Raw genomic sequence first — 11,111 nt, forward strand, 5'->3', positions numbered from 1 at the left:
CTTCCCGCGGTGCGACGCCGGACCCGCCGGCCGTTCACCGCAGTGCGGAGAAGTTCTCCACGTCGGCGGTCCGGCCGGTGACGATGATGACATCGCCCTCGTTTACCACCGTCTCGGCCGTCGCGTGGGTGAAGTTCTCGCCCAGGCGTTTGATCCCCACGATCGTCACCCCGTAGACGCTGCGCAGCCTGCTCTCGCCGAGCGGGATGCCGCGGACGACGCTCGGGGCGATCGTCTTCACCAGCGCGTAGTCGCTGTCGAACCGGATGAAGTCCAGCATCCGCCCGGTCACCAGATGGGCGACCCGTTCGCCCATCTCGTGCTCGGGCAGCACCACGTGGTGGGCGCCCAGCCGTTCCAGGATCCGGCCGTGCTGGCGGCTGACCGCCATGGCCCAGATGTTGGGGACCCCCGCGTCGAGCAGATTGGCGGTGACCAGCATGCTCGCCTCGATGGCGGTGCCGATCCCGACGACCGCGCTGGTGAACTCGCCGACGCCGAGCTGGACGAGCGCCTCGGGGTCGGTGCAGTCGGCGGCCGCCGTGTGGGTGAGGGTGTCGCTGAACTTCTGCACCACCCGGTCGTCGATGTCGACGCCGAGGACTTCCCAGCCGTGCCGCATCAGCTCGCCGGCCAGCGACCGGCCGAAGCGGCCCAGGCCGATGACGGCGACCCGCTGCTCACGGGGGGAGGCGGGCTGCTCCTTGCGGCGCCGCCGGCGCATGCCGTGTACGTGGTCAGCCAATGATGGGTCGCTCCTCGGGTAGCTGGTAGCGGCGGGTCCGCTCGCGCAGGGCGAGCGCGGAGACCAGGGTGACCGGGCCCAGCCGGCCGACGAACATCAGCAGGATCAGCACCAGCCGGGCGGAAGTGGACAGGTCCGGGGTGATGCCGGTGGACAGGCCCACCGTGCCGAAGGCGGAGACCGCCTCGAACAGGACGGCGTCGAACGCCTCGTCCGTCAGGGTCAGCAGGACCATGGTGCCGCCGATGACCAGGCCGACGCCGAGCAGGGCGACCGTCAGGGCCTGCCGCAGGACATGGGGCGCCAGCCGGCGTCCCATGATCACCGACTGCCGCTCGCCGCGTACCTCGGCCACGATGGCGGCGGCGAGCACCGCGAAGGTGGTGATCTTGATACCGCCGGCGGTGCCCGCGCTGCTGCCGCCGATGAACATCAGCATGCAGGTGAAGAGCAGCGTCGCCGGTTCCAGGGCGCCGGTGTCGATGGTGTTGAAGCCCGCCGTCCTGGTCATCGCGGAGGTGAAGAAGCCGTTCAGCAGCTTGTCCCTGGTGTCGAGGGGACCCAGGGTGCCGTCGTTGGACCATTCCAGCAGGCAGATGACCGCGGTTCCGACGGCCAGCAGCAGCGCGGTGGTGAACAGCGTCAGCCGGGTGTGCAGCGACCACGAGCGCCGTCCGGTGCGCCGGCGGCGCCCGCGGTGCCGCAGTACCTCCAGGATCACCGGGAAGCCGAGGCCGCCGAGCACGACGGCGGCGGCCACCGGCAGGGTCACCCAGTGATCGTGCTGGTACGGGGTCAGGTTCGTCGGGTACAGGCCGAACCCGGCGTTGTTGAAGGCGGACACGGCGTTGAAGAGCCCGTGGTAGGCGGCCTCGCCCGGCGGCCGGTCGTAGTGGAGGCCGAAGCGGAGCGCGAGGACGGCGGCCACCGTCAGTTCCACGACCGCCGTGGTGCCGGCGACGCCCAGCAGTACCCGGCGCGTCTCCCCGATGCCCAGGCTCTTGGTCTCCGCCTGCGCGGTGAGCTGCATCCGCAGCCGCAGCTTGCCGGAGACGAGCAGGGCGAGCAGCGACGCCATGGTCATGATGCCGAATCCGCCCATCTGGACCAGACCGAGGATGACGCCCTCACCGAAGCGGCTCCAGTGCGAACCGGTGTCCACCACGGCCAGGCCGGTGACGCAGACCGCCGAGGTCGAGGTGAACAGGGAGGTGACGAAGTCGGTCGCGCCCCCGTGCGAGGCGGCCACCGGCAGTGCCAGCAGCCCGGTGCCGGCCAGCACCGCGACGGCGAAGGCCACCACGACGGTGCGGGCGGGGTGGGCGGTGAAGAAGCGCCGCAGCCTTCTCACGCGTTCGTCCACCGGCCGGTCTCCTCGTCGCCCACCTTCCCGAATACGCGTCAAATCAGACTTTAACCGTATTCGATCTACAGGTGTGGCTGCCGGGCGCGGGCGAGCCGTGCCGGACCGGTCGGTGCGTGGCGCGGGAGGGGCCGGCTCGGCCCGGGCGGGCGGGGCGTCGGACACGGCCGGACGGGGCCTGGGCCGGATGGGGTCGGGGCCGGACGGGGCCCGGACGCCCGTGGCCGGTCCGGCCTCCGGGCCGGCGGGGGTGTCAGGCGCGGAGGGTGAGGCGGGGGTGCGCGCCGTTCAGGTAGTGGTCGCCGACGTCCCGCAGCCGGTGCGCGGGCGAGCTCCGCGCGGTCAGCACCCGCGCGTTGCGCCAGAACCGGTCGAACCCGGGGCCGCCCGGGAAGGCCCTGGTGCCGTCGGTGAGTTCGAGCACGCGGGTGGTGATGTGCACCGCGGCCCTGCTGGTGACGGCGTCGGCCGCGGCGATGAGCACGGCGATGTCGGCACGGTCGTCGACCCCGAGCTCCGGCCCCGCGTGCAGCCCCCGCTCCAGTGCCTCGGTCGCCCGGTCCAGCACCGCGGCGGCGGCGTGCGCGGCGGTGGCCAGCTCCCCGTAGGCCAGCAGGAGGTACGGGTCCTCGCCGGGCCGGTCCGGGTATCCGCCGTCCCCGCCGGGGGCCGTGGGCCAGGAGGCCTGGCCGGCGCGGTTGACGTCCCGGGCCTCGGCCAGCGCCCCCTCCGCGACCCCCAGGCCGACATGGGTCAGGACCAGCTGGAGGGCGAGCGGCGCGAGCGCGGCGTAGGGGGAGATGGCGTGCTCGTCCCGCGGAACGGTGCCCAGCACCTGGTCCCGGCGCACCCGGACGTCGTCGAACCCGACGCTGCCCGCGCCGGTGAGCCGCTGCCCCAGGCGTTCCCGCGCGCTCTCCGTGGACACCCCGGGAAGTGCCGGGTCCACCAGAGCTATCAGCGACTCGCCGGTGTCCGCCGACTGCGCGCCGACCACCAGCCGGTCGGCCACCGTCGCCCCGGCCGCGAAGCTCCGCTGCCCGTTCAGGACGTATCCGCCGCCGGCCGGGGTGAGGGTGAGGCCGGGGCCGGACTCCGGCTCGGACGGCTCGACACCGCCGCCCAGCAGCCAACGGTGCCGCGCGGCGGCGGACTCCAGGCCGGAGGCGCTCTCCGGGGTGCCGAAGAAACGGCCGCTCCAGGTCAGGACGTAGTGCCGGCCGAGCAGTTCGCCGATCGAACCGTCCGCCGCCGCGATCTCGCGGATCACGGCACAGGCGGCACGCCAGTCGGTGCCGTGCCGGCCCGGGGCGGGCGGGGTGAGCAGCGCCGGCAGACCGGCCTCCCGCAGCCGCGCCACCTCGTCGAACGGGGGCTCGCCCGCGCGGTCCCGGGCGAGGGCGTCGACGGCGAGGTCGTCGGCGAGCTCCCGGGTCACCCGGGACCACAGCTCGTCCTCGGGGAGGCGGTCGGCCGCCCGGAGGGCCGGACGGTCGACCGCCGGGCCGGTGGTGGGGCCGGCCGGACAGTCGGCGGGGGCGGACCCGATCCGTACCGCGGAGTGCTTCGGCATGTCGCCGTTCACCTTTCCCTCGGGTGTGCCGTCTGCGGGAGAACACGGCGACGGTGGGCGGCGTCGGCCGTTCACGCGAGGTGCCATAGGAGCGGATCTCTGTCCTGGTTTTCCCACTGAAGTAGTAGGAATAGTGTCAGAGGACGAGCCGTGCCCCAAGGGGCAGTTCGCGATATGGACGATGCTTTCCGAGTGGTGAGACGTGCCCTGGGACCTCGGCGGAGCCGTCCCCGGTGTCGCTTTCGGAGCCGCCCGTCCGGTCGGCGGGCCCCGGGCGTGGTGTCAGGGATTGGTCCAGGCGTCCGGGTTCTCCGCCAGCGCCGACACCTCGGGAGGCAGCGCGGCGGACGCGACCTCGGCCAGCGTCACCTTGTCGAGGATCTCCCGGACGTTCGCCCGTACCGCGATCCACAGCGGCAGCAGCGACTGCGCGGGGCCGGTGTAGGACAACTCCGGCGGGCGCACCCCGCGCACCGAGACCAGGGGACCGTCCACGACGCGGATGACATCCGCGATGGTGATGGCGTCGGCCGGCCTGGCCAGCCAGTAGCCGCCGTTGCCGCCGCGCTGGCTGAGCACCAGCCCGCCCCGGCGCATGTCGTTCAGGATGCCTTCGAGGAACTTGTGCGGAATGCCCTGCGAGTCGGCGATGGCCTCAGCCTTGAGCGGCCCCGCGTCCTGAGCGGCGGCGAGTCGCAGCGCGGCGCGCACCGCGTAGTCGGCCCTGGCTGAAATGCGCATGCCCGCATTATCCCGTACCGCCGCCCCCGCGCCCCGTCCCGACCGCCGCGACCCGCCTCCGGCCGGCCTGGACCGGGGTGTTGCCATCCGATCACCACGCCGGGTAGGAAGGGCGCCATGACCGCTCTCGGCGCCGTCTTCCGGCCCCAACTCCCGCCCGAGCGACTCCGCGACCTGGCCCGCACCGCCGACGACGCCGGCCTGGACGAACTGTGGCTGTGGGAGGACTGCTTCCTGGAGAGCGGCATCGCGACCGCGGCCGCCGCGCTGGCCTGGACCGGACGGCTGCGCGTGGGAATCGGCCTGCTCCCGGTCCCGCTGCGCAACGTCGCGCTGGCCACCATGGAGACCGCCACCTTGCACCGGCTCTTCCCGGACCGGGTCATGGTGGGCGTCGGACACGGCGTCCAGGACTGGATGGCGCAGGTCGGGGCGCGGGTCGACTCGCCCCTGACACTGCTGCGCGAGCACCTCACGGCGATGCGCGCACTGCTGCGCGGTGAACGGGTCACCACCGCCGGCCGCTATGTGCGGCTCGACGGCGTGGCCCTCGACTGGCCGCCGGCCACCGCCGCCGAGGTGTTCGCCGGAGCCACCGGACCGCGCTCGCTGCGGCTGTCCGGCGCGGCCGCGGACGGCACCGTCCTGGTCGCCGGGACGTCGCCGGACGGAGTGCGGCGGGCCCGCCGCCTCATCGACCAGGGACGCGAGGAGGCCGGCCGGACCGGCCGGCACCGGGTGGTGGTCTACCTCCTCACGGCGACCGGGCCGGACGGGGCCGCGCGCGTCGAGGGCGAACTCCGGCCACCGGGCGACGGCTCGCAGCCCGGATTCGGCGTCGCCGGCGACGCGGAGCGGATCGCGGACGCGGTCCGGCGCCTCGCGGAGGCCGGTGCCGACTCCGTGGTCCTCCAGCCCACCGCCGACGAACCCGACCCGGAGGGTCTCATCCGGTTCGCCGCCGAGGAGGTCCGGCCCCTCGCCGGCTGACCGGACGCCCCCTGCCGCGCTCCGGACGGGACCCTTACCCGGGAGGTAATCGCCCCGGCGGGGCCGGCTCGCCGATCATGGGGCCATCCGCGCCGGCCGGTGCGGAGCCGGCACCAGGAAAGGAGCGTCCATGTCCATGGGCACCCCCGTGACCACCACCCGCGAGGTCGTGGAGGAACTGCTGCGCCGCATCGGCGAAGGCGACCCCGAGCGGATCGCCGCGCTCTACGCCGAGCGGGGCGACTGGAAACTCGACTGGCCCGAGGCCGAGCACGGCCGCGCCGCCACCCCCTGGATCCGCCACCGCACGACCCGCGCCGACGCCGCCGAGCACTACCGGCAGCTCGCCGCGCACCACGTGCCCGGGGCAGCGGCCACCGTGATCGAGACCATCCTCGTCGACGGGGCCGACGCGGTGGTGCTCGGCGAGATCCGCCAGACCGCGCGCCCCACCGGGCGCGCCTACCGGGCCCGGTTCGCCCTGCACCTCACCGTCGAAGGCGGCCTGGTCACCCGGCACCACGTCTACGAGGACAGCCTCGCCGTGGCCCGGGCCTTCGACCCGGACGGCGCCTGACCACCGGCCGCGCCCCACGGCAGGGCAGGACCGGCACCTTCCCGGGCCGGCACCTTCCCGGGCCGGCACTCCGGACCCCGGCCAGGGCCGCCGGCCGCCGCGTGGGCGCCGGGCCACGCCCCGCGATGCGATCCCGGCGCCCCGGGGAGACGCTGGAGACAGCGGGGCCGCGGCCACGGTCCCGGAACGCGACCGGAGGTTTGGGGCGATGACCACGTTCATGGACGTACACCACGGCATGGAAGGGATCACGGGCGACCAGCTCAAGCAGGCCCACCAGGCCGATCTGGCCGTCGAGGGCGAGGAAGGCGTGCACTTCCGGCGTGCGTGGGCCGACCCCGGCTCGGGCACCGTGTACTGCCTCTCCGAGGGGCCGTCCGCCGAGGCGGTGCAGCGGGTTCACCGGAAGGCCGGTCACCCGGCCGACGAGATCCATCCGGTACCGCTGACGATCTGAGGGACACGGCGGCCGGACGGGAGCGCCGTTCGGCCGCCGGGCACACCGGGCCCCCTGGTGCCGCCGGGCACACCGGGCCCCTGGTGCGGTGGAGGGTCTCGCGGCTCCCGGCAGGCCATGGCGCGGTACCCGGCCGGCGGCGGCGCGGTCCGGACGCCGGCGGTCTCAGGGAGGCGGCTCCAGCCCCCAGGCGGCCGCCCGCCCGGCCGCCGCCGCGCGGTTGGGGACCCCGAGCTTGGTGAGGATGTGCTCGATGTGGGTGCCGACCGTGCGGGGGCTGACGAAGAGCCGGGCGGCGATCTCCCGGTTGGTGCGCCCCCCGCAGAGTTCCGCCAGCACCTGGAGCTCACGCAGGGTGAGTCCGGCGGGAAGCGCGACCGGGCGGCACACGGCCAGGATCCCGTGGTTCCGGGCGTCCCGGGCGTCCTGGGCGGACAGCCGGAACTGGAGCAACCGCCCGCCGTGCGGCACCAGCACGGTGCAGGGCAGCGGTCGCCTGGCGACGGCCGCGTACAGCAGGCGGACCAGCCCGGAGCCGGGGTCGGTGAGCTCGGGCGGCACCACGCCTCCCGCCGGCACCGGCGCCGGTGCCGGGCCGGAGGGCGGTGTCGCGGGCAGCACCACCGCCGCGGCGGCCGGCCGGGCCGCGACGGCCGGGCCGTCGCCGGACACCAGCTGCTGCGCCGGATCCGCGACCGCGGCGAGGCACTCGTTGAGCAGGGTCATCACCGCCCGGGCCGGATCGTGCCGGTGCCGGGGCCGGACGGTGCTCACGTTGAGCACCCCCACGTAGCGGCCGTCGGGAGCGAAGAGGCACTGGGCCACCCCGTCCTCGACCCCGATGGGCTCCAGCACCTCGCGGAAGCCGGGCGATTCCGCCCGCCGGTCGCCGGGCACGTCCCCGAGCCACCGGACGCCGCCGGCCGACCCGCGGATCCGCGTGAAGACCGGATCGTCGTGCAGCCGGTCCTCGATGTACGCGGTGGCGGCGCCGGGGTAGCTGCCCGCCAGGGTGAGATGACGGCGGCGCAGCGGATCCCACCGGGAGAGCGAGGCATAGGAGTAGTCGATGACCTCGGACAGGCTGGCCAGTACGGCACCGGCGTCCGAGGTCCCGCGCACCGCGTCCCGCGCGGCCGCACGGACGTGCAGGGCCGCGTCGAGCACCTCTGCCGCACCGCGCTCCGTCGTCATTCCCCCAGCATAAGCGGGGTGTGAGGGCAGTCATCGAGGGTGTCGTGCACCACCTCCCCGCCGGCCGCGGTGAGCGCCACCGGCATCCCCGGGGTGGCGTGCGGACCGGCGGAGAGCAGGTCCCCTCAGCAGAGGCGGGCCGTCGCCGCCCCGCCCGCCCGGCGGCGACGTCCCCGGCCCCGGGGCCGACGCCGCGAGGACCCGTGCCGCCCCGCCCCGGAGCCGCTCATCGGTCATCCGGCCGGTGCACGGCCCGGCGCCGGGCGACGGCGCCCGCCCGGGGATCCGGCCCCGAACGGGCCGCTGGGGCCCGCCCGCAACGGCCGGGACCGGGCCCCGGGGGCGGGGCGGCGCCTCACCCACCCCACCCGGCGATCCGGTCCAGCAGCGGCGCGAAGTCGCCCGGCACCGCTTGGGGGTGGAGCAGGGTGGCCTTCAGCCAGCGGCGCGGCAGCCCGTCGGCGTCCTCGGCGACCGCCCGGCCCAGCACCGCCCGGCCCCGGTACAGCAGTTCCCGCCGGATCTCCGCGACGAGGGCGTCGCCCTCGGCCCGGGGCAGCGCGTCGGCCGCCGCCGGCCGGAACAGCACGGTGCTGATGCCGATCGCGCCGGGGCGTCGGCGCAGCGCCGGATGGGCGTCGACGCACTCCGCGAACCGCTCCGCGGTGTCCACGCAGTGCTCGACGAGCGCGCCGAGCCCGGCGCGGCCCAGCGCGCGGAAAGTGGCGGCGATCTTCAGGGCGTCGGGGCGGCGTGAGGTGTGCAGGGACCGCCCCAGCAGATCGGGCAGCCCCGCCTCGGTGTCGTCCTCGGCGTTGAGGTAGTCGGCCCGCAGCGACAGCGGCCGCAGCGAGCCGCCGTCGGCGACCGCGAGGACGCCCGCGGCGACCGGCTGCCAGCCGAGCTTGTGCAGGTCCAGGGCGACCGACACCGCGGACTCGATGCCCCGAAGCCGGCCGGCCAGCCGTTCGCTGAACAGCAGCGGCCCCCCGTACGCCGCGTCGACGTGGAGCTCCGCGCCGTGCGCGGCGGCGACCCGGGCGATCTCGGGCAGCGGGTCGATCAGACCCTCGTCGGTGGTACCGGCCGTGGCCACCACCAGAGCCGGTCCGCCGCCGGCTCCGCGCAGCGCCCGGTCCAGCGCTTCCGGCACCATCCGCCCGGCCCGGCAGCCGACCGGGACGGGTGCGGCCAGACCGAGGAGCCAGGCGGCGCGTCCGACACTGTGGTGGGCGTTGGTCCCGCACAGCACCCGCGGTGCCCCCGCGCCCCGGGCGGCCGCCCGTTCCCGGGCCAGCAGCAGGGCGACCAGGTTGGACTCGGTGCCGCCGCTGGTGACGAGCGCGTCCGGCCCCGCGGCGCCGGGGTAGACCAGCGCGGCCAGCGCCGCGGTGGTCAGCTCCTCGAGCGCGGTCGCGGACGGGGCCTGGTCCCAGGAGTCCAGCGACGGGTTGAGCACCGCGGCGGCCAGGTCCGCGGCGGCGGCGACCGCGAGCGGCGGGCAGTGCAGATGAGCGGCGCAGGCCGGGTCGCCGGGGTCGGCGGCGCCCTCGGCCACGGCCCGTACCAGGCCGTGCAGCGCCGCCCGGGCGCCCACCCCCGCCTCCGGCAGCACCGGCGCGCACGCGGCCCGGACCCGCTCGGCCACCCCGGCCGGGCCACCGGAGGGCAGCGGGCCGCCCCGCGCGGCGCTCCCGTCCGCCAGCGCGTCCAGCACCACCTCGGTCAACGCCCGTACGGCGGGCGGACCGTGGGCGCCGCCCGCGACCGCGGCCGCCAGGGGGTCGTCGGGGCGGCAGCCCGCCGGCGGCCCCTTCGGCCGGTGGCCGCGGGGCGTCATGCCCGCGCCCCTTTCCCGTCGTGTTTCCCGTCGTGGTGCTGCCGGGCCCTGCCGGGGCGGCGGCCCGGGGCCCGCCCCGGGACGGCCGCCCCGCCGTGCCGCCCGGCCCGCCGGCGGGGGCCGGTGGCGCGGTGCACGGCGCCCCGGTCACGCGGCGCGCGACTCATGCCCGCCCGCCCCCGCTCACCGCACCGGCCGGGGCGCCGGGCACGGTTGCGGCGCTGCCGCGCCCGCCACCGGACCGAGTGCCGCGCGGGATGCCGGCCCGGGCGGCACGCAGCGCCCCGGCGAGGCGTTCCAGGACCGAGTCGGCCTCCCCGTCGCCGAGGATCAGCGGCGGCAGCAGCCGCAGCACGCTGTCCGCCCGCCCGCCGAGTTCCAGGAGCAGACCGTGGTCGAGGCAGGCGGCACGCAGCGCATGGGCGAAGCGGGGGTCGGCGGGCGGGGAACCGGTCCGGTCGGCCGGCCCGTCCGGATCCACCAGTTCCACCCCGGTCATCAGGCCGCGGCCACGCACGTCGCCGAACTCCGGCCACTCGGCGGCCAGTTCCCGCAGCCCGCGGCGCAGCCGCTCGCCGACCTCGGCGGCCCGCCCGGCCAGCCCCTGTTCGGCCACCGTGCGCAGGGTGATCTCCCCGGCCACCATGGCGAGGGTGTTGCCGCGGAAGGTGCCGGTGTGGGCCCCCGGCGCCCACACGTCCAGTTCCGGACGGTAGGCGATCAGGGCGAGCGGCAGACCACCGCCCACCGCCTTGGCGGCGACCAGGATGTCCGGGGTGACGCCGGCCCGCTCACAGGCCCAGAAGTGGCCGGTCCGGCCGACCCCGGTCTGCACCTCGTCCACGATGAGCGGCACCTCGTGCCGGGCGGTGATCCGGCGCACCTCGCGCAACCAGCCGTCCGGGCCCGCCACCACCCCGCCCTCGCCCTGGACGACCTCCAGGATCACCGCGGCGGGCCGGCCGACCCCGCTGCACGGGTCGGTGATCAGGCTCTCCAGCAGCCGGGCGGAGAGTTCCCCGGCCCGTTCCTCGCCGACCCCGAACGGGCAGCGGTAGCCGTACGGGAAGGGCAGCCGGGTGACGGGCTGCGCCTCGGCGGGCCCGCCCGAACGCAGCCCCTCCGGCCCGGACACCGACGCCGCGCCGAGGGTCATGCCGTGGTACGCCCCGGTGAACGCGACGACGCCGCGCCGCCCGGTGGCCTCGCGGGCGAGCTTCAGCGCGGCCTCGACCGCGTCGGTTCCGGCCGGGCCGCAGAAGTGCACCCGGGCGTCCTGGCACAGCTCGCCGGGGAGCCGGGCCAGCAACTCGGTGGTGAAGGCGTCCTTCTGCGGCGTGATCAGGTCCAGGCCGTGCAGCAGGGCGCCGGAGTCGAGGGTGGCCTTCAGGGCCGCCACGACCTCGGGGTGGTTGTGGCCCAGGGCGAGACTGCCGGCTCCGGAGAGGCAGTCCAGATAGGTGCGGCCGTCGGCGCCGGTGACGACCGCGCCGGCGGCCGTCACCGGCACCACCGGCAGGGTACGGGCATAGGTACGGGCCGCGGACTCGCGCCGGGCCTGGCGGTGGAGGAGCTCGGCACGCATGGCCGGGGTGCCCTTCGTCGTCGGGGGACGGCCGCACGGTGGCTGA

At 76.1% G+C, this 11,111-nt stretch carries 10 protein-coding genes; 3 read left to right on the top strand and 7 right to left on the bottom strand.

Features of this window, described 5'->3' with window-relative positions:
• Nucleotides 1–34: 34 nt before the first annotated feature.
• The 4 genes from ACH4B3_RS31930 to ACH4B3_RS31945 all read right to left on the bottom strand — a co-directional run bounded on the left by ACH4B3_RS31930 (nucleotide 35) and on the right by ACH4B3_RS31945 (nucleotide 4,422).
• The gene (locus tag ACH4B3_RS31930; protein WP_398468856.1) at nucleotides 35–745 is read right to left on the bottom strand and encodes a potassium channel family protein; all 711 of its coding nucleotides are present in this window, start codon (nucleotides 743–745) and stop codon (nucleotides 35–37) included.
• A complete protein-coding gene (locus tag ACH4B3_RS31935; protein ID WP_398468858.1) occupies nucleotides 738–2,108 on the bottom strand; it encodes a TrkH family potassium uptake protein in 1,371 nt (456 codons plus the stop codon). The genes ACH4B3_RS31930 and ACH4B3_RS31935 overlap by 8 nt, the downstream gene beginning before the upstream one ends.
• Before the next feature lie 253 nt (nucleotides 2,109–2,361).
• Nucleotides 2,362–3,681, bottom strand: coding sequence for an acyl-CoA dehydrogenase family protein (locus tag ACH4B3_RS31940; protein WP_398468860.1), 1,320 nt, complete (start codon nucleotides 3,679–3,681; stop codon nucleotides 2,362–2,364).
• A 282-nt stretch (nucleotides 3,682–3,963) separates the two neighbouring features.
• Complete coding sequence (locus ACH4B3_RS31945) at nucleotides 3,964–4,422, bottom strand: RrF2 family transcriptional regulator (RefSeq protein WP_398468862.1); 459 nt, start codon at nucleotides 4,420–4,422, stop codon at nucleotides 3,964–3,966.
• A gap of 117 nt (nucleotides 4,423–4,539) precedes the next feature.
• Here ACH4B3_RS31945 and ACH4B3_RS31950 point away from each other — a divergent pair, with 117 nt between their 5' ends.
• The 3 genes from ACH4B3_RS31950 to ACH4B3_RS31960 all read left to right on the top strand — a co-directional run bounded on the left by ACH4B3_RS31950 (nucleotide 4,540) and on the right by ACH4B3_RS31960 (nucleotide 6,446).
• Complete coding sequence (locus ACH4B3_RS31950) at nucleotides 4,540–5,412, top strand: LLM class flavin-dependent oxidoreductase (protein WP_398468864.1); 873 nt, start codon at nucleotides 4,540–4,542, stop codon at nucleotides 5,410–5,412.
• 130 nt (nucleotides 5,413–5,542) lie between these two features.
• Entirely contained in the window at nucleotides 5,543–5,989 is a 447-nt protein-coding gene (locus tag ACH4B3_RS31955; RefSeq protein WP_398468866.1) for a nuclear transport factor 2 family protein, read from the top strand.
• A gap of 208 nt (nucleotides 5,990–6,197) precedes the next feature.
• On the top strand, nucleotides 6,198–6,446 hold the full coding sequence (locus ACH4B3_RS31960) for an SCO4226 family nickel-binding protein (RefSeq protein WP_398468868.1): 249 nt from the start codon (nucleotides 6,198–6,200) through the stop codon (nucleotides 6,444–6,446).
• A gap of 165 nt (nucleotides 6,447–6,611) precedes the next feature.
• Here the strand turns inward: ACH4B3_RS31960 and ACH4B3_RS31965 are convergent, their stop codons facing one another.
• From ACH4B3_RS31965 to ACH4B3_RS31975, 3 genes are all read right to left on the bottom strand, one after another.
• On the bottom strand, nucleotides 6,612–7,640 hold the full coding sequence (locus ACH4B3_RS31965) for a LuxR C-terminal-related transcriptional regulator (RefSeq protein ID WP_398468870.1): 1,029 nt from the start codon (nucleotides 7,638–7,640) through the stop codon (nucleotides 6,612–6,614).
• Between the two features lie 355 nt (nucleotides 7,641–7,995).
• Nucleotides 7,996–9,480: a pyridoxal phosphate-dependent decarboxylase family protein gene (locus ACH4B3_RS31970; RefSeq protein ID WP_398468872.1), complete on the bottom strand. Its 1,485-nt coding sequence runs from the start codon at nucleotides 9,478–9,480 to the stop codon at nucleotides 7,996–7,998.
• A gap of 163 nt (nucleotides 9,481–9,643) precedes the next feature.
• On the bottom strand, nucleotides 9,644–11,065 hold the full coding sequence (locus ACH4B3_RS31975; protein ID WP_398468874.1) for a diaminobutyrate--2-oxoglutarate transaminase family protein: 1,422 nt from the start codon (nucleotides 11,063–11,065) through the stop codon (nucleotides 9,644–9,646).
• Nucleotides 11,066–11,111 lie beyond the last annotated feature (46 nt).

Origin of the sequence: Streptomyces sp. NPDC018031 (assembly GCF_044327625.1) — a bacterium.
Classification (GTDB): Bacteria; Actinomycetota; Actinomycetes; order Streptomycetales; family Streptomycetaceae; genus Streptomyces.